Here is a 24,733-nt window from a genome sequence, read left to right on the forward strand (position 1 = left end):
GCGGAGTCCCTACTGCGCCGTGCCCGGCGCGCCGGGGGCGGCGCTGTCGCTCAGCAGGTGCTCGGCGTCGATGCGGTCGAACGCATAGCGCTGCGCGCAGAACTCGCAGACCACCTCGATCTCGCCGTCACGCGCGGCCAGCGCGGCCTCCACTTCGTCGCGCCCGAGCGAACGCAGCATGGCGCTGACCCGTTCGCGGCTGCAGCTGCAACCGAACGCCAGCGCGCGCCTTTCGAGCAGGCGCGCGGACTCCTCGTGGTACAGGCGAAACAGCAGCGGCTCGGCCGGGGTGGCCAGCAGCTCGTCGACGCCCAGCGTCGCGGTCAGCTGCAGCACGCGGTTCCAGGCGTCCTCGTCGATGTCCGCGGCGTGGCCGCCCTCGTCAGGCATCTTCTGCAGCATCAGGCCGACCGCCTGCGTCGCATCGCTGGCCAGCAGGAATCGCGCGGGCAACTGTTCGGACTGCCGGAAGTAGTTCTCCAGCGACGCGGCCAGGCCGGCGTCGCGCAGTTCGACCAGGCCCTGGTAACGCTGGCCGCGCTCGACGTTGCCCATGGTGATTGCCATGATCGCCTCGGCCAGGTCGTTCAGCGCCAGCGGCTGGGGCAACGGCTCGCGCCAGCGTGCCAGCCCGCGCAGACGTCCGGCGTCGTCGCACTCGGCGAACAGCAGGCGCAGTGCGGACGCGCTCTTCAATTCGATCGACAACGCGCCATCGAGCTTGATGTTGCCGGTGAGCAGCGCGCTGGCCACCAGCGTCTCGCCCAGCAGCGCCCGCAACGCCGTCGGATAGTCGGCACGGCCCGCCACCTCGCGCCATGACGCGCCCAGGCGCACCAGCGCGCCGCGCACGCCGGCACGCGGCAGCAGGAAGCGGTACATCACGTCGTCGTCGGACGGCACGGGCATGATCGGTTCTCGCGGAGGCAGGCAGGGAAACGGCACAGATGGGGTCGGCACGGCACCGGCACAACGCCTCGTATACTGCAGCCATGTCTTCACCGTCACGCCGACTCCGATGGCGCAAGCTGCTTCGCTGGCTGGGCATTCTCGCCATGGCGTGGCTGGGATCGACCTGGCTGGCGGTGCTGATCCTGCGCTTCGTGCCGCCGCTGACCTCGGCGGTGATGGTCGAGCGCCAGGTCGGCGCATGGCTGCACGGGGACATGAGTTTCCGCCTGCGCCAGCACTGGGTGCCGTGGAAGCGGGTCTCGCCCTGGGTGCCGCTGGCGATGGTGGCCGGCGAGGACCAGAAGTTTCCCTACCACCACGGTTTCGATTTCGACTCCATCAACAAGGCGATCGACGCGGCCGACGACGGCAAGCGCCTGCGCGGCGCCAGCACGATCAGCCAGCAGACCGCCAAGAACCTGTTCCTGTGGAACGGCCGCAGCTTCGTGCGCAAGGGACTGGAGGCGTACTTCACCGTGCTGATCGAGCTGACCTGGCCGAAGCGGCGCATCCTCGAGGTGTACATGAACATCGCCGAGCTGGGCAACGGCATCTACGGCGTGGGCGCGGCCAGCGAGGCTTACTACCATACCTCGCCCACGCGCCTGGGGCCGGCGCAGGCCGCACGCCTGGCGGCGGTGCTGCCCAGCCCGCGCCGGCTGCACGTCGACCGCCCGAGCGCGTACGTGCAGCGCCGCACCGCATGGATCGAGCAGCAGATGCAGCAACTGGGCGGACCGGACTACCTCGACGCGCCGCCGCCGAAATAGCGCCAAGGCCCGTCACTACACGCCAACGCCGCCGCGCGATAGACTCGACCCGGACAACCGAAGGCCACCGCCAGGAGACCCGAGATGAGTCAAGTCAGGCACCTGCTGCAAACCAAGGGCAGCACCATCTTCAGCGTGGCACCCGATGCCCCGGTGCTGGAGGCGATCAAGCAGATGGCCGAACACCGCATCGGCGCGTTGCTGGTGCTGGCCAACGGCGAACTGGTCGGCGTGGTCTCCGAACGCGATTACGCGCGCAAGGTGATCCTGCAGGGCAAGTCCTCCTCGCAGACCGCCGTGTCGGACATCATGTCCGGCACGCCGATCACGGTCGGCCCGGACACCGACGTGTTCGACTGCATGCGCCTGTGCACCGACCGTCGCATCCGCCACCTGCCGGTGGTCGAGGACGGCAAGCTGGTCGGCGTGATCTCGATCGGCGATCTGGTCAAGGCGGTGATCGACGCGCAGGCCGAGCAGATCGAGCATCTGGAGCGCTATATCACGGGCTGAGGTCCGCGTTCCGGGTCCATTTCGCGAAGCATCGCCTCAAGTCGGTGCTTTCGCTTCCCTGTCCGCGGCCACGCGGCCATCCGGGGCCAGATCCGGCGACCAGCCGGCACGGCGCGCCACCATGGTAGCCAGCGCGGCCACGCCGGCACCGGCCAGCGCCAGTCCGCCCACGCCCAGGCCCACTGCGCGCAGGCCGTTGACCGCGCTGGTCACCACGAGGTCGCCGAAACGCCATACCGCCGTCTCGACGAAATTCTTGCCCTTGTAGCGCATCTCGCGCGGCACCCGCGTGTACAGCGCATCCACCGCGGGCTTGGTCATGCCGTAGGCAAAGCCGCGCGTGATCACCAGCATCACGGCCAGCAGCAACGGAACGCTGTAGCCGAAGAAGGAAACACTGCCGCTGCCGATCAGGGCCACCGCGCCCAGCAGCAACAGGTTGACCAGCGACGGCAGCACCAGGCCCCAGCCGGCACCGCGGCGGATCAGCAACCACGGCGTCACGCTCAACTGCAGCCCCATACCGAGCAGGTTGGTGGCGAGATCGAGATTGTTGTAGAAGGCCGTGCGCGCCACCGCGTCGGCGAAATGGGCCTTCGCGTAGTCGGCCACCAGCGCGTAGGCCAGCGTGCCGATGCCGTCGCCGAACAGCATCAGCAACGCCATGTAACGCAAGAAAGGCCGCGACCAGAGCTGCCGCAGGCCGGCCCACAAGGAACCGCCGATCACCTCGTTGCCGCTGCTGCCGGGCTGGCTGTCGTGGGTGGCGGAAAGGTGCAGCAGCAGGCCCAGCGCCAATGCCAGCGACAGCGACGAAACCACCAGCAGGGGCGCCACGCCCACCAGGTGCACCAGCAGCTTGGTCACCAGCGGCCCGAAGATGGCGCCCAACATGCCGCCCAGTGCGATCAACGAAAACACCCGGCGCGCCCGGCCGCTGGAGAAGATGTCGGCCATGAAGCTCCAGAACAGCGACACCACGAACAGGTTGAACACGCTGACCCAGACGAAGAACACCACGCCCAACGTGCGCGCGCCGATCTGCGCCTGCGCCATGAACGCGGGCACGAACGCGAGCAGGCAGGCGATGAAGAAGCTGTAGCTCCACACCAGCAGCGAACGGCGGCGGAAGCGCGCCACCAGCATGCCGAACACCGGCGTGATCAGCAGCATCACCACGAGCACCGCGCCGTAGAAAAGCGGCAGCGACTGCGAACCCACGGCGCCGCTCAGCTGGTCCCTGACTGGCCGGATGATGTAATACGACGTCATCACGAAGAAGAACGCCAGCGCGGACAGCAGCGGCGCGGCGGCTTGTTCCACAACGGCTTGGCGGGGCAAACTCACGGGCACATCCAGCGTGGGGCGCGGCAAGCCTAGCATGCGATCGCGCATCGCCAGGCAGGCGCAGGGGGAAGACTTGGACCATTACGACTTCATCATCGCCGGCGCCGGTTCGGCCGGTTGCGTGCTGGCCAACCGGCTCAGCGCCGACCCGGGCAAGCGCGTGCTGCTGCTGGAAGCCGGGCCGACGGACTGGCACCCGCTGATCCACATGCCGGCAGGCATCGCGCGGCTGGCCAACAACCGCGCCTTGAACTGGAACTACCGCACCGAACCGGAGCCCGCGCTCAACCAGCGCCGCTTGTGGTGGCCGCGCGGCAAGACCCTCGGCGGTTCCAGTTCGATCAATGCGATGTGCTACATCCGCGGCGTGGCAGCCGACTACGACGGCTGGGCCGAAGCCAGCGGCGATCCGCGCTGGTCGTGGCGCGAGGTGCTGCCATGGTTCCTGCGCAGCGAGGACAACAGCCGCGGCGCCAGCGAGTTGCACGGAAGCGGCGGCCCGCTGGGGGTGTCCGATCTGCGCCATCGCAACGAGTTGTCCATCGCGCTGATCGATGCGGCGAGCAGCGCCGGCTATCCGCGCAACGACGACTTCAACGGCGAGCAGTTGGCCGGCTTCGGCCTGTACCAGGTGACCCAGCGCAACGGCGCGCGCTGCTCGAGTGCCGCGGCGTTCCTGAAACCGGTGCGCCAGCGGACGAACCTGCATGTGCGTACCGGCGTGCTGGTCGAGCGCGTGCTGCTGGACCATGGACGCGCGGTCGGCGTGCAACTGCGCCAGGGCCGGCACGAAGCGGAGCGGATCGAAGCTGGCGAGGTGATCCTGGCCGCCGGTGCGATCAATTCGCCGCAGCTGCTGATGCTGTCCGGCGTCGGCCCCGCCGATCACCTGCGCGAGCACGGCATCGCGGTGCACGCCGACCTGCCCGGCGTCGGTGCCAACCTGCAGGATCACCTGGATATCTGCACGCTGGACGGCAACCCCGGCAAGCTCAGCTACGACCATCTCAACGAACTGTCCGCCGGCTGGCGCTGGCTGCGCCACCGCGACGGACCGGGCAGCTCCAACGTGGCCGAGGCCGGCGGCTTCGTGCGCAGCCGCTTCGCCGTCGACGCGCGCTGCGACCTGCAGTTCCATTTCGTGCCGGCGTTGCTCGACGACCATGGCCGCCACCGCCTGCCCGGCTACGGCTACACGTTGCATGCATGCCATCTGCACCCGCGCAGCCGCGGCCGACTGCGCCTGCACTCGGCCGATCCCGCACAACCGATCGCGATCCACGCCAACTACCTCGGCGACGCGGAAGGCCACGATCTGAAAATGATGATCGAGGCAGCACGGCTGTCGCGCGAGATCCTCGACCAGCCGGCGTTCGCCGCGCACCGCGGCGCGCCGGTGTTCCCCGAGCGACGCATCCACACCGACGAGGAATACGCCGACTTCATCCGGCGCAAGGCCGAAACCATCTACCACCCGGTCGGTACCTGCCGCATGGGCAAGGACGATCGCGCCGTGGTCGACAGCGAGCTGCGCGTGCGCGGCGTGGATGGGTTGCGCGTGGTCGACGCCTCGGTGATGCCCACCCTGCCGACCGGCAACACCAACGCACCCACCATCATGATCGCCGAGCGCGCCAGCGCGTTGATCCTCCGCTGAGCACTGCAGGAGCGCACTTGTGCGCGATGCTTTCCGTCACGTGACCGAAAGCATCGCGCACAAGTGCGCTCCTGCAAAGGCAACGGGCATCGCGCGCATCGGCGCGTCCCTACAACGGCAGCGGGCAATGCAGGCTGGCGCAGATCACCCGCAGCAGTTCCGCCTCCTCCACGCTGATCTGGCCGTCGGCATGGATCGCGCGCAGCAAGGCCTGGATCACCAGTTCCTTGGCCATCGGGCTCAGGCCGTCCAGATCGTCCAGCGCGCGCTCGAACGACGCCTGCCAGGCCGCCGGTGGCGGCACCCACTCGATCGCCTCGCCGGGAAACGCCTGCTGCATCGCGAACAGCCACGCGCGCCTTGCGCCGGCCTCGTCCGAGCAGCCGGCTGCGGCGACAACGGTGCACACCAGGATCACGCTGTCACGCGCGGCCGGCAGTTTCTTCACGCCATCGACCGGCGCGCTGCGCGGCGCGCGTGCCTCGCTCAGCTGAATGCGCAGCAGCCGCGCCAGGCAGTACTCGTTGATGTCGACACGGCCATCCACCTTGACCAGATCGTCGAGCGTGCGCACCAGGGTCTGCTGGCGCCCGTCGGGCAATTGCCTGAGCGCGGGAAACGCCAGCGAAACCAGCGGCAGGCGGGCGATCGGCGCCAGTGCGGCCACGGCGGAAGCCTGCGCCTGCACGGCGCGCTGCACGTCATCGCCGAACGCATCGGCGACGATCCGGCGCTGCGCGGGCTGCAACTCGGCCGCTGGTGACAGCGCCAGCGCCAGCATCACCGCGAGCGCGGATTCCGGCTGCTGCACGGCATCGTTCAAACTCGCCGGCATCGCCTGCTGCACGGCCGCGGCACGCCGGAAGGCCGGAGCAGCCGCCGCCACGCCGCCGGCCAGCACGCCGGCCAGCACCGGCGGCAACGACAACCCCGGCACGCCCGAGGCGGCGGTCGGTGCGCTCGCCGGCGGCGACGCCGCTTCGCGCTGCATCCCCGCCGCCATGCGCGCCAGGTCGACCTCCTTGAAGCCGGGTTCCAGCGCGCGGATGCGCTCGAGCAGCGGCGGATGGGTGGCGAACAGCGCGTTGAAACTGCCGGCCTCGCCGAACAGCATGTGCGCCACCTCCTGCTTGTTGGCTGCCTGCAGTTGCGAACCCTCGCTGAGGATCGCGATCTTTTTCAGCGCGCCGGCGATGCCGTCGGCCTGGCGGGTGAACTGCACGGCCGATGCGTCGGCCAGCGACTCGCGCGAGCGCGCCACCGCGGCCTGGATCAGCCGCCCGAAGAAATAGCCGATGTAGCCGACCACGATCAGCGCCAGGCCGATCATCCACACCTGTCCGCCACCGCGGCGATTGCTGCGGCCACCGCCGAACCAGATCACCCGGCGCCCCACGACCGCCAATACCAGGATGCCGAACAGCAAGCCCATCAGGCGGATGTTCAGCCGCATGTCGCCATTGAGCACGTGGCTGAACTCGTGCGCGATCACGCCCTGCAGTTCGTCACGCGTGAGGTTGTCCAGGCAACCCTGCGTCACGCACACCGCCGCATCGGAGGCGGAGTAGCCGGCAGCGAAGGCGTTGATGCCCGGCTCGTCGGCCATCAGGTAGATGTCCGGCACCGGCACGCCGGCGGCGATGGCCACTTCCTCGATCACGTTGCGCAGCCGGCGCAGCGCGGGATCAGACGTGTCCGGCGGCACCACCGTCGCGCCCATGCTTTCGGCCACGCTCTTGCCGCCACCCGACAGGCTCATGATGCGGAACAGCGAACTGAGCCCGATGCCGGCCAGCACGATCACGCTGCTGCCCAGCAGCAGGTTCAGGTTGGACGCGGGCGGCTCACCGGGCGCCGGATGCTGGCCCAGCGCAAACCAGACCACCGCGTCGATCGCCGCCACGATGGCGATCACCGCCAGCACGAACAGGATCACCAGCCGCCGGCTGCTGCCGCGCACGCGCGCCTGTTGGGCGAAGAAATCCATGGAGGCTCCGACGGACGGTCAGCGGCGTCGCGGCCGCGATGCCGCGACGATCAGCTGAACGACACCTTCGGCACTTCGCGCACGGCGGGGTCTTCGATCTTCAGCGGCTCGGCGGCGGCAAACCCGAAGCTGTTGGCCACGAACGACGCGGGGAACACCTCGCGCTTGTTGTTGTAGGTCAGCACCGAATCGTTGTACGCCTGTCGCGCGAACGCCACGCGGTTCTCCGTCGAGGTGAGTTCCTCGGAGAGTTGCATCATGGTCTGGTTGGCCTTCAGGTCCGGATAGGCCTCCTGCAAGGCGAACAGATGGCCCAGGGTCTGGGTCAGCGCGTTCTCGCTGCTGGCCAGTTGCTGCATCGCCGCCGGATCGCCGGGATTGGCCTTGGCGCCGGCCAGGCCGTTGACCGCCGCATTGCGAGCTTGCACCACCGCCTCGAGCGTGCCGCGCTCGTGCGCGAGATAGCCCTTGGCGGTCTCGACCAGGTTCGGGATCAGGTCGTGCCGGCGGGTCAACTGCACGTCGATCTGCGCGAAGGCGTTCTTGTAGCTGTTGCGCGAGGTAACCAGTCCGTTGTAGATCGCCACGAAGTACAAGACAATCAGGACGACGACAACCAGAAAAATGATCAGGCCCATCGACAAGTTCTCCACCCAGAGGCGTATCCCCACGCCGGAACACCGCCAGAATACCATGCCGTTTCGCAAGATCTTCCTCCTGATCGCCGGCGGCCTCGGCCTGTCCTGCGCGCTCTTCTGCCGCCCGCTCACCGCCATGCCCGCCACCGCGCCGGCGCCATCGGCGGGCACGACGACGCTGCCGCCGGCACGCATCCGGAAAACCCTGGACGACTACAAGCGGTGGCTCAATCTGCTGGGCCAGCGCGACGCCGTCGCCGGCCTGGTCACCGCCGTGGTGGTCGACGACAAAGTGGTGTTCGAAGGCACCGTCGGCTACGCCGATGCCGCCACGCGCGAACCGGTGACGCCGACCACGGTGTTCCGACTGGCCTCGCTGTCCAAGGCCTTCGCCACCGCGATCACCGGCCTGCTGGTGGACGACGGCAAGCTCGATTGGGACACCCGCCTGATCGACGTGCTGCCCTACTTCAAGCTCAAGAACATGCAGGAGGCTGACCAGGCCACGGTCAGCGACATTCTCGGGCAGAAGATCGGCCTGCCGCGCAACACCTTCGACAACATGCTCGAGGGTGACATTCCCTACCAGGAACTGGTGCGCAAGCTGGACGAGGTGGACATGACCTGCGGCGTCGGCCAATGCTACGGCTACCAGAACGTGGCCTTCAGCATGATCGGCGACGTGGTGCTCGCGCGCACCGGCGACTTCTTTTACCACCTGGTCGACAAACGCCTGTTCTACCCGTTGGGCATGACCACGGCCACCTACGGTCGCGCCGGACTGGAGTCGAGCAAGAGCTGGGCGCGTCCACACCATGCGTCGCGCCACGGCTGGGTACCGTTCGAACCGAACGAAACCTACTACCGCGTGGCGCCGGCGGCCGGCGTCAACGCCAGCCTGCGCGACATGGAGAAATGGCTGATCGCGCAGATGGGCGGGCGACCGGACGTGCTGCCTGGCTCGCTGCTCGACGTGCTGCACGCACCCGGCGTCAGCACGCCCAGCGAACTGCACTCCTCCCCGTGGCGCCGCGCGCGGCTGACCGACGCGCACTACGCGCTCGGCTGGCGCGTCTACCGCTACGGCGGCGAAACCCTGATCTATCACGCCGGTGCGGTAGCCGGTTATCGCACCATGATCGGCTTCTTCCCGAAGTACAACGTCGGCGTGGTCACCCTGTGGAACTCCACCGGCCCGACGCCCAGCGGCCTGATGCCGATGGTGTTCGACGATCTGCTCGGCCTGCCGCACGTGGACTGGGCGCAGATCGAGAGCCCGCCGAAGAAAGCCACGCCGCGCAGGAAGGTTCGCAAGGCGACGCACCGGCGGCACTGAATCACGTCAGGCAGGCAGCGCATCGCGTCGAACGCGCCCGACCGCGCAGGGCAACTCACGTCCTGAAGCTTGTGTCCCTCTCATGCTCGCCGGGGAGAATCCGGATGGGGTCGCTCCGACCAGGCCAGGAACTACAACCAGGCCAGCAACAAGGACAAGAACTTTGCCCTCACGCGGGGAACTTCCCTCGGTCGCCAAGCTCCCCCTGCAAGCAGGGGGAGGAGCTGTGCTCGCGCGTGTGACGCCCGGCTTCGAGGCTGAAAGGCTTGCCGCCTCTCAGAGCTTGAATTCGATCCGCTGCGTACGCTGGCTGGCCACCGGCACGCCATTTCTCATCGCCGGCGTGAACTGGTAGCGCGCCACGGCTTCCATGGCCGCCCGGTCGAAGACGCGCCGCGGCTCGGAGTCGACCACCTTGATGTCGCTGGTGGTGCCATCCGCGTCGATCTGGAACGCCACCACGACCCAACCTTGCTGCCGCGCACGCACGGCCGAAGGTGGATAGTGCGGGGCGATGGCCTTCACCAGCACTGCTTCGGAAGTCTGGCCCGTGGGCGCCGCTGCGGCCGTCTCCGTCGAGGCGTTGTTGCCCGACGGCGCCGTGCCTGGCGCCGGCTTGGCCTGTGTCGTCTGCGCTGCCTGTTGCTGGGCCGCCTGGGCTGCCTGCTGCTGCGCGAGCTGCTCGGCGGCGGCCTTGTCGGCGGCGGCCTTCTGCGCCGCCAGCGCGGCAGCCTTCTGCTGATCCAGCGCTTGCTGCTGTTGCTGATCCAGCGTCTTGCGCTGGGCGTCGAGCTTGGAGCGCAGGATGGTCAGCGTGAAGTTGGTCGGATCGGCCTTGGAGAGCAGATCGATCTCGCGCTGCGCTTCGCCGAAGTCGCGCGAGTTGATCGCCTGCTCGGCCTGGTTGGCCGCGAACGGGAAGGTCTCGCGCAGCGCATCGGAGGCCACCTTGTTGCCCGGGTCCTTCTCCAGCACACGCAAGTAGAACTCGAATGCGTTGTTGCCGGCCGGCGCCAGATAACGCTGCTGGCCCATGGCCGAACGCGCTTCATCCACCAGCTGGTTGATGTCCATCCCCGCCACGTTGACCGGCGGCGGCGTCGCCCGCGTCACTGCGGTGACCGGCGTCGACGGATGCCCGCCCGAATCGGCCAGCATCAGTTCCTGATGCGGCTTGAGGATGAGAAACCACGCGCCGATGGCCAGCAGCACAAAGACGGCAATGATCGCGATGTAGGTCGGCCGGACGGCCCCACGCGCGCGCCGGCGCGTCTGAAGTGAATATCGGGTATCCATGGTCTCTCACTGAGTGTCGACAGATACCCGCGCTTTTTCCCCCTGTAGGAGCGGCGATCCCCCGGATACGCCGCGGCGCGGATGTGCAGAAGGTAACTCCAATGGCGCAGCACGGCAATGCCGCGTCCCCGGGCGGGCGCGCGTCGGCGCGGCGAAGATGGCAGGGGCGGCGACACGGTCGCCCGCCTCATTGCGTACCCCGGAAATGAAGCGTCCCGGCCAGGCCGGGACGAACTTTCTCGAAGTGCTCCCCCCGCGCTGGGCACCGCGGGGGGAGAAGTCGATGGCATATCTTGTTGTGGGTGTCGCCTTGTTGCGTGTTGCGTGTGGCTTACTTCTTGGTCTTGGCCTTCGGCTTTGCGGTCTTGGTGGCCTTGACCACCTTCGCCGCCGCAGCCTTCTTCGGTGCAGCTTTCTTCGCCGGCTTCTTGGCGACCTTCTTTACCGCGACCTTCTTCACCGCGGCTTTCTTGGCAGCCGCCGGCTTGCGGACGGCCTTCTTCGCGGCAGCCTTCTTGGCGGCCGGCTTCTTGGCAGCCGGCTTCTTGGCAGCCGGCTTCTTGGCCGCCGGCTTCTTGGCGGCAACCTTCTTGGCAGCCGGTTTCTTGGCAGCGGCCTTCTTGGCAGCCGGTTTCTTTGCAGCGGATTTCTTGGCAGTGGCCATGGTTCGTCTCAGCTCCTCATCAGTTGGCAGTGGTTGCCCAGTAAAAGCATGCAGGAACGCTTCAACCAGCAAGTCGCTGTTCGTCGCGTGCCGAAGATTGTTCACCTGTCGGTGGGTGCGCAAATCAGAAAGCCGTCGCAGGACATGCAGCGGAATCGAGACAGTGATCTTGCGAACTGCATTGGCTTTTTCACCGTGCTCGACATAGGGCTTGATGAATTTCGTTGTCGCCATAAAACGCATTCCCCGTGATCTGCTGCGAAAGCTATCCCCGAAGATTTCAACTGTCAATTGATTTTCGCCACGCGTCGGCGGCATCCCGAACGGCCATGGCCGCGGCAGGCCGCAGCCGGCAAGGCCGCGCCGACAAGGACCATATTCAACATCGGACGTCTAGACGTCCATCCATTCAATCGCTCATTTCAAGAAACACGCTTCAAACCGCGTGAAACAGGCGATATTTGCAAATCGCGGCGTTATCTGCCGAATGCACTGCGCCGACGAACGCAGTGCCGCCAAGGCACTCGATTGCCACCCGACCCGGCCGTCTCCGGCAAATGAACGGAACACGACCGAGGGGAGCCCGGCGGTGGCGCCGATGACCGCGATCGCGGCGATCGCCGCGCCGAAGCGCGACGGGCGAAGACGAAACGCATCGACCGATGCTCGCGACGGGCGACGCGAAGGCGAGCTCATCCGCTCGCCCGAAAACACGATCCGACAGTTCGATGCATCGCCCGAGAGAGCACTCCATCGACATCACCGAACGCCGAGGCGAGCTCCAGAAATGCAACCGGCCGCACATGGCGGCCGGAGCATTCGACGCGGTTCGAAGCGGACGGGTCAGTGATCGTCGTTCTCGATCAGTTCCTGGTAATCGTTGGCATCGAGCAACTCGTCCAGCTCGGCACGATCGCTGGGACGCACGAGGAAGATCCAGCCGTCGCCGAAGGCGTCCTCGTTGATCGTCTCGGGCTTGTCGTTGAGCAGCTCGTTGACTTCGACGATCTCGCCCGACACCGGCGAATAGATGTCCGAAGCGGCCTTGACCGATTCCACCACGGCGGTGCCGGTGCCGGCCTTCACCGCGGCGCCGATCTCCGGCAGCTCCACGTAGACCAGGTCGCCCAACTGGCCCTGGGCATGGTCGGAAATGCCCACCCGGACCAGGCCGTCATCTTCCACGCGGGCCCATTCGTGGGATTTGAGGAACTTCAGATCGCCGGGAATCTCGCTCATGGTCGGGTCCAGTGGTTGGGTGGAAATACGGTTACGGGTGGGGATTCTAGCGGCATTCGCCGTAAGGAAAAGGGCAACGCGCGATCAGATGCCGTCGCAGGGCTTGCCGTCGCGCACGAAGGGATATTTCACCTGGCGCACCGCCACCTCGCGGCCGCGGATGTCCACGTGCAGCGCGCCGCTGTCGCCGGCCGGCACGCGTGCGAAGGCGATCGCCTTGTCCAGGGTGGGGGCGAAGCTGCCGGAGAGGATCTCGCCCTCGCCGTTCGCCGCCAGCACCTTCTGGCCGTGGCGCAGCACGCCCTTCTCGTCGAGCACCACGCCGATCATCACGCGCGGCACGCCGGCGGCCTGCTGCTGCTCCAGTGCGGCGCGGCCGATGAAGTCGCGGCCCTCGTCCAGCGACACCGTCCAGCCCAGGTTGGCCTCCCACGGCGTCACGTCCTCATCCATGTCCTGGCCGTACAGGTTCATGCCCGCTTCCAGGCGCAGGGTGTCGCGCGCGCCCAGCCCGGCCGGCTTCACGCCGGCGGCGAGCAACGCTTCCCACAGCGCCACTGCATGCTCCGCCGGCAGCATGATCTCGAACCCGTCCTCGCCGGTGTAGCCGGTGCGCGCCACGAACAACGGCATGCCGCCGGGGCCCTGCGCCGCGGCCGCGGCGAACTTGCCCAGCTTCTCGATGCGCGGGCGGTCGACCTCATGCAGCAGGCCGAGCACCTTCGCGCGCGCCTGCGGCCCCTGCACGGCGATCATCGCGAAGTCGGGGCGCTCCTTCACCTGCACGTCGAACGCCTTTGCCTGGCGCTCGATCCAGGCCAGGTCCTTGGCGCGGGTGGCGGCATTGACGACCAGCCGGAAGAACTCCTCGCCGAGGTAGTACACGATCAGGTCGTCGATCACCCCGCCGCGCTCGTTGAGCATGCACGAGTACAACGCCTTGCCGTGCACCTTCAGCTTGCCGATGTTGTTCGCCAGCAGGTGGCGCAGGAATTCGCGCGTGCGGGCGCCGTGCAGGTCGACCACGGTCATGTGCGAGACGTCGAACATGCCGGCCTCGCGGCGCACGGCGTGATGCTCCTCGATCTGCGAGCCGTAGTTGATCGGCATGTCCCAGCCGCCGAAATCGACCATCCGCGCGCCGAGTGCGCGATGGGTGGCGTTGAGTACGGTCTTCTCGGTCATCGCGGCGGCGCCCTGCTGCTTGGGGAATGGGCCATTATCGCCGTCGGCACAGGGCAATCCAAGCCGTGCGGCAAAACGCTCAGTCGCCGGCGCCGCTGCGGTCGATCCCGGCCAGCAGTTCCGCGGTGAGCTGCTCGGCCAGTTGTTCCGCGCGCTGGCCGCCGCTGAGCAGGTGCACGTCCGGCGACAGCGGGCGCTCGTACGGTGCGTCGATGCCGGTGAAATTGCGGATCTCGCCGGCACGAGCCTTGCGGTAGAGGCCTTTCGGATCGCGCCGCTCGCACTCCTCCAGCGGCGCGTCGACGAACACCTCGACGAACTCCCCGCTGTCGAACAGCTCGCGCGCCGAGCGCCGCTCGCTGCGGTACGGCGAGATCGCGCTGACCAGCACGATCAGCCCGGCATCCACCATCAGGTGGGCGACCTCGGCGATGCGGCGGATGTTCTCGACGCGGTCGGCGGGAGTGAAGCCAAGGTCCTTGTTGATGCCGTGGCGCACGTTGTCGCCGTCCAGCAGGTAGGTGTGGTAGCCCAGCGCATGCAGCTTGCGCTCGACCAGATTGGCGATGGTGGACTTGCCGGCGCCGGACAGGCCGGTGAACCACAGGCACAGCGGATGCTGCCCCTTGCTGGCGCCGCGCACGCGCTTGTCGATGTCCACGTGCTGCCAGTGCACGTTGCTGGAGCGGCCCAGCGCGAAGTCGAGCATGCCGCAGGCCACCGTGGCGTTGCTCTGGCGATCGATCAGGATGAAGCCGCCGAGATCGCGGTTGGTGGCATACGGCTCGAACGCGATCGCGTCGTCCAGGCCGACCGTGCAGTAACCGACCTCGTTGAGCTCAAGGTGACGCGCCGCCAGCTGCGCCTGGCTGTTGACGTCGACCTTGTGCTTGATCGACATGATCCGCGCGTTGACCGTGCGCGTGCCGATCTTCAGCCGGTAGGTGCGGTTGGGCAGCAGGTTGCCGTCGCCCATCCACAGCAGGTGGCAGGTGAACTGGTCGGCAACCGGCGCCGGGCGCAGCGCATCGGCGATCACGTCACCGCGGCTGGCGTCGAGTTCGCGATCCAGGCACAGCGTCACCGCCTGGCCTTCGTCGGCGTACTCCAGGTCGCCGTCGAAGGTCACGATGCGCTCGATGCGCGCGCGCTGCACGCCCGGCTGCACCACGATCTCGTCGCCGCGCGCCACGCTGCCGCCGCAGATGGTACCGGCGTAGCCGCGGAACGACTGGTCCGGGCGGTTCACCCATTGCACCGGCATGCGGAAGTCGGCGGCACGGAAGCGCGCGACTTCTGCGGTCTCCAGCCGCTCCAGCAGGCTGCCGCCGTCGTACCAGGGCATGCGCGGCGAGCGGCTGCCGACGTTGTCGCCATTCAATGCGGACACCGGCAGGCAATGCACGTGTTCGATGCCCAGGCTGCGGGCCAGCTCGCGATACTCGGCGGCGATCGCCTCGTGCACGTCCTGGCGGTAATCGACCAGATCCATCTTGTTGACCGCCAGCAGCACGTGCCGGATGCCGAGCAGGCCGCATATATAGGTGTGCCGGCGCGTCTGCGTCAGCACGCCCTTGCGCGCGTCGACCAGCACCACCGCCAGCTCCGCGTTGGAGGCGCCGGTGGCCATGTTGCGGGTGTACTGCTCGTGGCCCGGGCAGTCGGCCACGATGAAGCTGCGCCGCGCGGTGTGGAAATAGCGGTAGGCCACGTCGATGGTGATGCCCTGCTCGCGCTCGGCGTCCAGGCCATCGGTGAGCAGGGCGAAATCGAGCACGCCCTCGTCGGCATCGGCATGCAGCCGACGGCTTTCGCGCGCCAGCGCCGCCAGCTGGTCGTCCGGCAGCATGCCGGCGTCGTACAGCAGGCGGCCGAGCAGGGTGCTCTTGCCGTCGTCCACGCTGCCGCAGGTGATGAAGCGCAGCAGGCCCTTCTCCGGCGCGGCCATCAGAAGTAGCCCTCCTGCTTCTTGTGCTCCATCGACGCGGAGGGATCGTGGTCGATCACCCGGCCCTGCCGCTCGGAGGTGCGCGAGGCGGCCATCTCGTCGATGATCTTCTGCACGGTGTCGGCGGAGGACTCCACCGCGCCGGTCAGCGGATAGCAGCCCAGCGTGCGGAAGCGCACCTCGCGCATCCGCACGGCCTCGCCCTCGCGCAGGGTGAAGCGGTCGTCGTCGACCATGATCAGCGCGCCGTCGCGCTCCACCACCGGGCGGGGTTTGGCGAAGTACAGCGGCACCAACGGGATGTTCTCGCGCTGGATGTACAGCCACACGTCCATCTCGGTCCAGTTGGACAGCGGGAACACGCGCACGCTCTCGCCCTGGCGCACGAAGGTGTTGTAGTTGCGCCACAGCTCCGGCCGCTGGTTCTTCGGGTCCCAGCGATGCTGCGCGTTGCGGAAGGAGAACACGCGCTCCTTCGCCCGCGACTTCTCCTCGTCGCGGCGCGCGCCGCCGATGGCGGCGTCGAAACCGTGCTGGTCCAGCGCCTGCTTCAGCGCCTGGGTCTTCATCACGTCGGTGTGCACGGCCGCGCCGTGGATGAGCGGCGAAATGCCCTGGCGCACGCCATCCTGGTTGATGTGCACCAGCACCTCCACGTCACCCGCCGCGGCCACCTGCTCGCGGAACGCGATCATCTCGCGGAACTTCCAGGTGGTGTCGACGTGCAGCAGCGGCATCGGCGACTTCGCCGGGTGGAACGCCTTGCGCAACAGGTGCAGCAGCACCGAGGAATCCTTGCCGATCGAATACAGCATCACCGGATGACGGAACGCCGCCTGCACTTCGCGGAAGATGTGGATGCTTTCGGCCTCGAGATCGTCGAGGTGGGAACGCGGTGCAGTAGCCGTCATGGGGTAGCGAACTCGGCAGCAGGCAGGGCTGAAACGACATCGCCCGCCGGGCGAACGACATCCTGGAGCCCCGCAGTATAGATCGAGCGAACGGCAGCCCCCGGACCAACGGCCAAAGGAGTTCGCATATGGATATGGCCCGGGGCGATGGCATCGAGGTGGCAGTTGGGTGTTCGCCCTACTCGCTGCGCGTCAGTCCAGCACCGGGTAGGCGGGCTCCGCGTCCAGCGTTGCGGCGCAGGCCGCGGCCAACTCCAGCAGGCGCAGGTCGGAGCCGCGCGGTCCGACCAGTTGCAGGCCCACCGGAAGGCCATCGGAGAGCTTGCCCATCGGCAGGCTCACCGCCGGGCAACCGGCGAGGCTGGCGAAGCTGGTGAGGTCGGCGGCCGAATCCGGGGCCGGGCCATCCAGCGGAAACGCGCCTTGCGGCGTGGTCGGCAGCACCAGCACGTCGACCTGGGCGAACAGCCGGCGCATCTTCAACGTGGCCGCGTCCAGCACGCGGTCGGCCGTGGCGTAATCCGCGGCGCTCTTGCCGGCGGCGTAGCCGAGCATGCGGCGGAAACGGTCGGACACGGGATGTTTCGCGTCAGCCGAAAGATCCTCGGCAAACGTGCCGAGCATCTCCGCCTCCATCAGCAGGAGACCGGCGCGCCGGGTGCGGGCGAAGTTCCAGTCGTCGAAGTCGACCGTGCGGCGGTCGCTCAGCGCGTGCGGCAACCGGGCCAGCGCGGACTCGAACAGCTCGACCACCTCCGGCTGCACGCCGACCGCCGCCAGATCCGGCAGCAGGCCCGCGCGCAGATGGCCCGGGTCCCAGTCCGGCAGCGCGAACGCCACGCGGCGGCGACGCGAGCGCGCGTCGTCGGCGTCGTAGCCGGCCAGCACCTGCAGCAGCACGGTGAGATCCTCGACGCTGCGCGCCAGCAAGCCCACCGAGTCCAGCCGGCGCGCCGCCGGCACCAGGCCGCGCGCGGAAATCTCGCCGTGGGTGGGCTTCAGCCCGTAGATGCCGCAGTAGCTCGCCGGGATGCGGATCGAGCCCAGGCTGTCCGAACCCACCGCCGCCACCGCCAGACCCGCGGCCACCGCGGCCGCCGCGCCGCCGGAAGACCCGCCGGCGCTGTAGCCGTGACGGTGCGGGTTGTGGGTGGCGCCGAAATGCGGGTTGTCGGTGGCCGCGCCCAGCGCGCCCTCGTCCATGTTGGTCTTGCCGATCACCACTGCGCCCGACGCGCGCAGGCGCGCCACCACGTGCGCATCGTTCTCCACCGGCTTGCGCCGCCCGGGCAAGCCGGCCCGCGTCGGCCAGCCGGCCATGTCGAGGTTGTCCTTCAATGCCAGCGGGATGCCGTCCAGCCGGCCGATCACGCCGTCGCGCCGACGCCGGTCGGCCATGTGCGCCTGTTCCTGCATCAGCCCCGGACGCTGGTCGACATAGCAGTTGAGCTCGGGATCGAGCCGCTCGATGGCCTGCTGGTAGACATCGGCCAGGGCTTCCGGCCGCACCCTGCCGGTGGCAAGCCAGTGCAGCAGTTGGCACAGCGATGCGCGGCGCAGGTCGATATCGGCGATCGGCGGCATCGAATTCATGAACTCTCCTAGGAGCGTGGGTGGTAGAAACTTCCGAGGCGAAAAAGTGGATGCGCGAGGACGGATTTTCGACGGTTCGCGGGCCCATGGTGGTTCCATGGGTCAAGAACCGGCGGAAATACGGACCGCGCAGCCGCTTTTGCAGCCCGGAAGATTTCTGCCACCCACGCTCCTTGGCAATACGGCTGGGATTATCGCCGCCCGACCCGCAGCGATTGCAAGCGGTGGCGCAGCACGCGTTGCCCTGCATGGCCCGAATCCGGACAATGCGGCAGGGTATCGTGCGTCGATGACGCATCGAAGACGCCACCTTTTCCCGCACTGCAGGAGTTCGCCATGAGCGAGCGCGAAACCATGGAATACGACGTCGTCGTGGTCGGCGCCGGCCCCGCCGGCCTGGCGTTCGCGATCCGGCTCAAGCAGTTGAACGCCGACGTGAGCGTCTGCGTGATCGAGAAAGCATCGACCATCGGCGCGCACATTCTCTCCGGCGCCGTGATCGAACCGCAGCCGCTGGATGCGCTGCTGCCCGGTTGGCGCGACAACCCCCCGCCGATCTGCGTGCCGGCCGGCCACGACGAGTTCTACCTGCTCAGCAAGACCGGCGCGCGCAAGCTGCCGCTGCCGCCGGGCATGCACAACACCGGCAACTTCATCGTCTCGCTGGGTGCGCTGTGCGCGTGGCTGGCGCCGCAGGCCGAGGCGCTCGGCGTGGACGTGTTCCCCGGCTTCGCTGCGGCGGACAACATCTACAACGCGGACGGCTCGGTCGCCGGCGTACGCATCGGCGACATGGGCGTGGCGAAGGACGGCACGCACAAGCCCGGCTACACCGAAGGCATCGACATCAAGGCCAAGGTCACCGTGCTGGCCGAGGGCGCGCGCGGCAGCCTGACCAAGCAACTGGTCAAGCGCTTCAAGCTGGATGCCGGCAGCGACCCGCAGGGTTATTCCATCGGCATCAAGGAGCTGTGGCAGGTGCCCGCCGGCCGCGTCACGCCGGGCAAGATCGTGCACAGCTTCGGCTGGCCCGCCGACAACCACACCTACGGCGGCGGCTTCCTCTATCACCTCGACGGCGACCGCATCGCGCTGGGCTACGTCAGCGGGCTCGACTACAGCGACCCCGAATACAAGCCGTGGGAAGCGTTCCAGCAATGGAAGCACCACCCGCTGATCAAGCCGCTGCTGGAAGACGGCAGCATTCTCTCCGCCGGCGCGCGCGCCATGGCCACCGGCGGCTACCAGTCGCTGCCGAAAGTGGAGATGCCCGGCGCGCTGCTGATCGGCGACACCGCCGGCCTGCTCAACGTGCCCAAGATCAAGGGCACCCACCAGGCGATCAAGAGCGGCATGCTCGCCGCCGAACACCTGGCCGGCAAGCTGGAAAGCACCGGCTTCGACGCGAAGCTGCGCGGCTCGGAGGTGATGGCCGAGCTGAAGAAAGTGCGCAACGTGAAACCGGGTTTCAAGAAAGGCCTGTGGTTCGGCATCTTCAACGCCGCTTGGGAAACCGTCACCGCCGGCCTGTCGCCGTGGACGCTGAAGAACAAGGCCGACTGGTCCAGCCTGCACAAGCTGGGCGAATGCGAAGAGCCCAAGCGCGACTACGTGCAGCGCACACTGCCGCCGCGCGACCGCCTCGCCGGCGTCTACTTCGCGGCCACCGAGCACGACGAGGATCAGCCGATCCATCTGCACGTGGCCGACACCGACATCTGCGCCACGCGCTGCGTGGAGGAATACGACAACCCCTGCACCCGCTTCTGTCCCGCCAACGTCTACGAGATGGTGGCCGACGAAACCCAGCCACACGGCAAGCGCCTGCAGATCAACTCCGCCAACTGCGTGCACTGCAAGACCTGCGACATCAAGGACCCGTACGAGATCATCACCTGGGTCACGCCGGAGGGCGGCTCGGGGCCGAATTACCAGAACCTGTAGGCGCGCCAGGGAAGAGGCACCTCCTTGCCGCCGTCATCCCCGCGAAAGCTGGTAGTGACGGGAAGTGAGGGGTTCTCCGCGTGAAGCAAGCTTCCTTCGGCTCGGGGACGATCCGTTTGCGCCAATCGCTGGCTCGTCGTTCACATGCTGCATCGTTGCAGAAGGTCGGCCGGCGCCTCGCCCTCACGCCCACGCATGCCGTCGACCAACCCGCGCAGCATGCAGCGCAGATTGCGCCGACGCGGTCCGATCAACACGCCGAAAAGAAACAGCTTGACCAGCACCCGCGGCACGTCCTGCGCGACCCACGCGCGCGGCGTGTGCGCCATCCGGTACAGCCGCACCCGGTTGCGCATCATGTAATACAGGCGCAGCGGCCCATGCACCACCACCTGGCCCAGCCCGAGCGGCAAGGCGCGGCGGGTGTCGCCGAGGCGATGGCGCATGGTCGACGCGCAAACGCCGTGCAGCGAGTAGCCCCGCGCCCGCGCACGAAAGCTCCATTCCAGGTCGACATTGTCGATGAACAGGCCCGCATCCATGACGCCGATCCGGTCGAGCGCGGCCAGCGGAATCAGCATGCCCGAGCTGATCAGGAAATCGCAGGAGATGGTCGGCGTCGAACCATCGCACCACAGCTTGCGATTGAACGGAAAGCCGATGCGCACGAACGGCGCGGCGCGACGCTCGCGCATGTCGTGGAAGCGCGGGCCCACCGCCGCCACCGGTCCGGCCAGCGACAGCTCCTGCAGCGCGCGCAGCAGGACTGCGACCATCCCTTCAGCCGGCTCGCTGTCCTGATCCAGCAGCAAGATGTGGCCATAACCGTGCTCGCGCGCCCACGCGATGCCGACGTTCTGCGCCGCGGCGAGACCGAGGTTGCGCGACTGGCTCAGCATCGCGCCGCCTTGCACAGACAAGCGCCGGCCCAGCACCTGGTTCCAGTCCCCATCACTGGCGTTGTCGACCAGCACCACCGCACCGACCTGCGGCATAACCGCGTCTACCAGTCGCACCATCGCGTCCGGTTCAGGGCGGTAGCTCACCACCACCGCGCACACGTCGCCGACGGTTGCATCAGTCATGGCGCAGCAGATCCCGCAGCACCGATCGGATGCCGGTACCGTAACGACGATAAAAACCGCCGCGCGCCTCGCGCAGCACGGGCAACCACCGACGCCACCGCGGCAAGCGGCCGATCGCCACCCGCCGTTCGAAATGGGTTCGCTTGTCCCGCACCTGCGCGGCACGGTCGCGACTGCCGTGAAATTTCGCCTGCACGAGAAAGTCCTCCAACCGCCGCAGGCGCTCTGCCTCATCAGCCAGCAAACGCCCGCGCGAGAGCAGCAGATCCCGCCACTTCATCGCCAAGGTGCGCTTGCGCATGCCGATCTGGTTGGCGCCGTGCTGGCGGTAGTCGATCAAGGGCAGATCGATGGAATCGACCCGGCCGACCGCGGCCGCCACCGCGGCCAGCCATTCGTCATGGATCCAGCCGGGGGCTACCGGCAACGCCCTCGCCACCAGCTCGCGCCGCAGCGCCGCCGTCGCGCCGGTCACGAAACTGCGGCGCAAGACCACGTCGAACGCGCGCCCGTCGTGGATGGCTTTCCGCTCTTGCGCCGTCATCTGCAACGCCTCGAACAGCGAGCAGCCCAGCGAATGGCCCCCGGCATTCACCAGCCGCGCATCGCCATGCAGCAACAGCAAGGACGAATCCTGCTCGAACCGCTCGGCCATCAGCGCCAGCTTGTCGGCCCGCCACACATCGTCCTGGTCGCACAGGAACAGCACATCGCCCTGCGCCGCACGCAGTCCCGCCGAGAAATTGTCGACGTAACCCAGGTTCTCCCGGTGGCACAATAGCTGCACCTCGATGCCGGCATCCCGTGCCCGCGCCGCAAACGCCTGCAGCATGGCCACACTGGCATCGGTCGAACCGTCGTCGCCGATCACGATCTCGTCGGGCCGGCGCGTCTGTGCCAACAGGCTGTCCAACTGCGGCTGCAGATAGACGGCGCCGTTGTACGTGCAAAGCACGATGGAAAGTCGCAATCGCGTCATGGTCGCTCGTTGGCGCGGAAAGCCAGGCGGACAGCGAAAGCGATGCCGCGTTGCGAGCACCTTCATTGCCGGCAGGCCCACAGCCCGGGGATACATGCATTCTATAGTGTCGATGCGCCGCGATCTTTCATGAGCCTCGCCCGGCTCCACGGGCGGGCTGCGTGGTTCACGGGACAAGGCATAACCCGCCCATTCCGTACGCTGCCGCATGGATAGCCCGGACAGGTTAGAATGCGGGACTGATCCATCGCGCCCGGCGTCTCGGCGCCCTGCAATTCAAAGGAACAGCTGATGAAAATTCTGGTGGGCTACAAGCGCGTCGTGGATTACAACGTGCGCATCCAGGTCAAGCCCGACGGCAGCGGCGTGGTCACCGACGGCGTCAAGCTGTCCGCCAACCCATTCGACGACATCGCGCTGGAAGAGGCTCTGCGCCTGCGCGAGAAAGGCGTGGCCGAGGAAGTCATCGTGGTCGGCATCGGCCCGGCCGATCTCACCGCGCACCTGCGCAACGGCCTGGCGATGGGCGCGAACCGCGCCATCCACGTGGTCACCGGCGACGCCGTGCAGCCGCTGACCGCCGCGCGCGTGTTCCTCAAGCTGATCGAGAAGGAGCAGCCGGGGCTGGTGATCCTGGGCAAGCAGGCGATCGACGACGACGCCAACCAGACCGGCCAGATGCTCGCCGCGCTGTGGGATCGCCCGCAGGCCACCTTCGCCAGCAAGGTGGAGATCGCCGACGGCAAGGCCACGGTGACCCGCGAGGTCGATGCGGGCCTGGAAGTGATCGAGGCCGAGTTGCCCGCGGTGATCACCACCGACCTGCGCCTCAACGAGCCGCGCTTCATCAAGCTGCCCGACATCATGAAGGCGAAGTCCAAGCCGATCGACACAATCGAGTTCGGCTCGCTCGGCGTGGCAGCGAACGACCACCTGAAAACCACGCACTACGCCGCGCCGGCCAAGCGCAGCAAGGGCGTGATGGTGAAGGACGCGGCCGAACTGGTCGCGGCGCTGAAGCAGAAAGGTCTGCTCTGATCTGCCCATCCTCACATATGAACATCGCGCTTTCACTTGCCGTCATTCCCGCGAAAGCGGGAATCCAGTGTCTTTCAGGCGTGCGGAAAATGGATTCCCGCTTTCGCGGGAATGACGGCACGAAGGCATGTTCGACGTACTGCCAAAGGTAATCATCATGAGCAAGATTCTCGTCATCTCCGAACACCTCGACGGCAAACTCAACCCCTCCACTGCGCGCGCCGTGAGCGCCGCCGTCGCCGTGAAGGGCGAGGCGATCGACGTGCTGGTGCTCGCCGACAACGCCGACGCGATCGCCACGGAAGCCGCGAAGATCGACGGCGTAAGTCGCGTACTCACCGTCGCCCGGCCCGAGAACGCGCATGCGCTGGCCGCCGTGCTCGCACCGCAGATCGCCAAGGCCGCCGCCGGTTACAGCCACGTCTTCGTGCCCTCCACCACCTTCGGCAAGGACCTCGCTCCGCGCGTGGCCGCCCTGCTCGACGTGGCCCAGGTCAGCGACGTGATGAGCGTGGAAGCCGCACACACGTTCAAGCGCCCGATCTACGCCGGCAACGCCATCATCACGGTCGAAGCCGACCCGGCACACACCGTGGTCGCCACCATCCGCACCGCGTCGTGGTCCGCCGCTGCCAGCGCCAGCAACAGCGCGCCGGTCGAGGCCATCGCCGTCGATGCCGCGCTGCCCACCCACACCCGCTTCGTCGAACTGCAACAGGGCAAGAGCGACCGCCCCGACCTGCAGAGCGCCCGCAAGGTCGTGTCCGGCGGCCGCGGCGTCGGCTCGAAGGAAAACTTCGACATCATCTACAAGTTCGCCGACAAGATCGGCGCCGCCGTGGGCGCCTCGCGCGCCGCCGTCGACGCCGGCTACTGCCCCAACGAAATGCAGGTCGGCCAGACCGGCAAGATCATCGCCCCCGAGCTGTACATGGCCATCGGCATCTCCGGCGCCATCCAGCACCTCACCGGCATCAAGGACGCCGGCACCATCGTGGCGATCAACAAGGATGGCGAGGCGCCGATCTTCGAGATTGCCGATTTTGGTTTGGTGGGGGACTTGTTCAAGATCGTTCCGGACCTCGAACTAGCTATTGGCTGAGCTCCCCACAGCCGGCGAAAGCAAATGGCACGCCTCCGATCCCGTAGATAAGAGGTAGCATTTAAAGATTACCCCGGAGATCACGGCACTTCCAGCCCATGATTTTGCGCATAGGAGGAGGCCGCATGAACAGCCAGCTGTTTACCCCGAAATCCAAAGAAGAAGCGGTCCGGTGAGCTCGCCGACATACCCATCCAGGCGGTGTCAGTCCCGGGGCTTTGAACGAACCTCAGTTTGAGGCTGGGCGAGTGCATTATGTCTTGGGCAGCTCACCTCGCTGTCCATAACATGATCCGAAAGAGGTATCGACGAGTGGTAGGGCCGCTAGCCGAGGATGAGAGGCGTGCGCCCGCCGATTGGCGGTGAAGCTGCGCAGACTACCGCACCTGCGCCGATCCACCGAGTGGGGTGATGCACTTCAGAATTGAACTCGTCAGCGAACCCTGTTGCCCGAAGCACCATGGGCCTCTTTCGGCAGCCGTCAGCACCCTCCACCCAATGAGCTCAAACTGCTATATTATACCCTGTTAAGTTCACAAATTATCTTCAG

Annotated in this window: 21 protein-coding genes; 7 read left to right on the forward strand and 14 right to left on the reverse strand. The window is 67.3% G+C overall.

Features of this window, described 5'->3' with window-relative positions:
- Positions 1–9 precede the first annotated feature (9 nt).
- Positions 10–909: an Hsp33 family molecular chaperone HslO gene (gene hslO, locus ACVCMG_RS06885; RefSeq protein ID WP_395116567.1), complete on the reverse strand. Its 900-nt coding sequence runs from the start codon at positions 907–909 to the stop codon at positions 10–12.
- Positions 910–992: 83 nt separating this feature from the next.
- On the opposite strand from hslO, the gene mtgA reads away from it, so the two are divergent.
- On the forward strand, positions 993–1,721 hold the full coding sequence (mtgA, locus tag ACVCMG_RS06890; protein ID WP_447105641.1) for a monofunctional biosynthetic peptidoglycan transglycosylase: 729 nt from the start codon (positions 993–995) through the stop codon (positions 1,719–1,721).
- Between the two features lie 84 nt (positions 1,722–1,805).
- Positions 1,806–2,234, forward strand: coding sequence for a CBS domain-containing protein (locus tag ACVCMG_RS06895; RefSeq protein ID WP_395116563.1), 429 nt, complete (start codon positions 1,806–1,808; stop codon positions 2,232–2,234).
- 36 nt (positions 2,235–2,270) lie between these two features.
- On the opposite strand, the gene ACVCMG_RS06900 is transcribed toward ACVCMG_RS06895, so the two are convergent.
- Complete coding sequence (locus tag ACVCMG_RS06900) at positions 2,271–3,536, reverse strand: NTP/NDP exchange transporter (protein ID WP_447107186.1); 1,266 nt, start codon at positions 3,534–3,536, stop codon at positions 2,271–2,273.
- Positions 3,537–3,615: 79 nt separating this feature from the next.
- On the opposite strand from ACVCMG_RS06900, the gene ACVCMG_RS06905 reads away from it, so the two are divergent.
- The gene (locus ACVCMG_RS06905) at positions 3,616–5,238 is read left to right on the forward strand and encodes a GMC family oxidoreductase (protein ID WP_447115195.1); all 1,623 of its coding nucleotides are present in this window, start codon (positions 3,616–3,618) and stop codon (positions 5,236–5,238) included.
- A 109-nt stretch (positions 5,239–5,347) separates the two neighbouring features.
- Here ACVCMG_RS06905 and ACVCMG_RS06910 read toward each other — a convergent pair whose 3' ends face one another.
- Positions 5,348–7,225, reverse strand: a complete 1,878-nt coding sequence (locus tag ACVCMG_RS06910) for a M48 family metallopeptidase (RefSeq protein ID WP_447115196.1) — start codon at positions 7,223–7,225, stop codon at positions 5,348–5,350.
- Between the two features lie 50 nt (positions 7,226–7,275).
- Positions 7,276–7,863 carry a LemA family protein gene (locus ACVCMG_RS06915; protein ID WP_447097150.1) on the reverse strand — a complete coding sequence of 196 codons (588 nt, stop codon included), beginning with the start codon at positions 7,861–7,863 and terminating at the stop codon, positions 7,276–7,278.
- 55 nt (positions 7,864–7,918) lie between these two features.
- On the opposite strand from ACVCMG_RS06915, the gene ACVCMG_RS06920 reads away from it, so the two are divergent.
- A complete protein-coding gene (locus tag ACVCMG_RS06920) occupies positions 7,919–9,199 on the forward strand; it encodes a serine hydrolase domain-containing protein (RefSeq protein ID WP_447115197.1) in 1,281 nt (426 codons plus the stop codon).
- Positions 9,200–9,475: 276 nt separating this feature from the next.
- Here ACVCMG_RS06920 and ACVCMG_RS06925 read toward each other — a convergent pair whose 3' ends face one another.
- From ACVCMG_RS06925 to ACVCMG_RS06960, 8 genes are all read right to left on the reverse strand, one after another.
- Positions 9,476–10,495: an energy transducer TonB gene (locus ACVCMG_RS06925; RefSeq protein ID WP_447115198.1), complete on the reverse strand. Its 1,020-nt coding sequence runs from the start codon at positions 10,493–10,495 to the stop codon at positions 9,476–9,478.
- A gap of 331 nt (positions 10,496–10,826) precedes the next feature.
- A complete protein-coding gene (gene metJ / locus ACVCMG_RS06930; RefSeq protein ID WP_447115199.1) occupies positions 10,827–11,393 on the reverse strand; it encodes a met regulon transcriptional regulator MetJ in 567 nt (188 codons plus the stop codon).
- Between the two features lie 183 nt (positions 11,394–11,576).
- Positions 11,577–11,855 carry a hypothetical protein gene (locus tag ACVCMG_RS06935; RefSeq protein ID WP_447097152.1) on the reverse strand — a complete coding sequence of 93 codons (279 nt, stop codon included), beginning with the start codon at positions 11,853–11,855 and terminating at the stop codon, positions 11,577–11,579.
- Between the two features lie 147 nt (positions 11,856–12,002).
- The gene (gene gcvH / locus ACVCMG_RS06940; RefSeq protein WP_395116546.1) at positions 12,003–12,398 is read right to left on the reverse strand and encodes a glycine cleavage system protein GcvH; all 396 of its coding nucleotides are present in this window, start codon (positions 12,396–12,398) and stop codon (positions 12,003–12,005) included.
- 84 nt (positions 12,399–12,482) lie between these two features.
- Positions 12,483–13,583: a glycine cleavage system aminomethyltransferase GcvT gene (gene gcvT / locus ACVCMG_RS06945; RefSeq protein ID WP_447115200.1), complete on the reverse strand. Its 1,101-nt coding sequence runs from the start codon at positions 13,581–13,583 to the stop codon at positions 12,483–12,485.
- A 79-nt stretch (positions 13,584–13,662) separates the two neighbouring features.
- Positions 13,663–15,531: a sulfate adenylyltransferase subunit CysN gene (gene cysN, locus ACVCMG_RS06950; RefSeq protein WP_447115201.1), complete on the reverse strand. Its 1,869-nt coding sequence runs from the start codon at positions 15,529–15,531 to the stop codon at positions 13,663–13,665.
- A complete protein-coding gene (gene cysD, locus ACVCMG_RS06955; protein WP_447115202.1) occupies positions 15,531–16,442 on the reverse strand; it encodes a sulfate adenylyltransferase subunit CysD in 912 nt (303 codons plus the stop codon). Before cysD ends, cysN begins: the two co-directional genes overlap by 1 nt.
- A 192-nt stretch (positions 16,443–16,634) precedes the next feature.
- A complete protein-coding gene (locus tag ACVCMG_RS06960) occupies positions 16,635–18,035 on the reverse strand; it encodes an amidase (protein ID WP_447115203.1) in 1,401 nt (466 codons plus the stop codon).
- 336 nt (positions 18,036–18,371) lie between these two features.
- On the opposite strand from ACVCMG_RS06960, the gene ACVCMG_RS06965 reads away from it, so the two are divergent.
- The gene (locus ACVCMG_RS06965) at positions 18,372–19,979 is read left to right on the forward strand and encodes a 4Fe-4S dicluster domain-containing protein (protein ID WP_447115204.1); all 1,608 of its coding nucleotides are present in this window, start codon (positions 18,372–18,374) and stop codon (positions 19,977–19,979) included.
- A 140-nt stretch (positions 19,980–20,119) separates the two neighbouring features.
- Here the strand turns inward: ACVCMG_RS06965 and ACVCMG_RS06970 are convergent, their stop codons facing one another.
- Positions 20,120–21,064 (reverse strand): glycosyltransferase family 2 protein, encoded by a 945-nt coding sequence (locus ACVCMG_RS06970; RefSeq protein ID WP_447115205.1) that lies wholly within the window; start codon positions 21,062–21,064, stop codon positions 20,120–20,122.
- Complete coding sequence (locus ACVCMG_RS06975) at positions 21,057–22,043, reverse strand: glycosyltransferase family 2 protein (protein WP_447115206.1); 987 nt, start codon at positions 22,041–22,043, stop codon at positions 21,057–21,059. The genes ACVCMG_RS06970 and ACVCMG_RS06975 overlap by 8 nt, the downstream gene beginning before the upstream one ends.
- A 291-nt stretch (positions 22,044–22,334) precedes the next feature.
- On the opposite strand from ACVCMG_RS06975, the gene ACVCMG_RS06980 reads away from it, so the two are divergent.
- Together ACVCMG_RS06980 and ACVCMG_RS06985 are read left to right on the forward strand one after the other, a co-directional pair.
- Complete coding sequence (locus ACVCMG_RS06980) at positions 22,335–23,081, forward strand: electron transfer flavoprotein subunit beta/FixA family protein (protein WP_447115207.1); 747 nt, start codon at positions 22,335–22,337, stop codon at positions 23,079–23,081.
- Positions 23,082–23,238: 157 nt separating this feature from the next.
- Positions 23,239–24,183: an electron transfer flavoprotein subunit alpha/FixB family protein gene (locus ACVCMG_RS06985; protein WP_447115208.1), complete on the forward strand. Its 945-nt coding sequence runs from the start codon at positions 23,239–23,241 to the stop codon at positions 24,181–24,183.
- Positions 24,184–24,733 lie beyond the last annotated feature (550 nt).

It is taken from the genome of Rhodanobacter sp. UC4451_H18 (assembly GCF_052978225.1).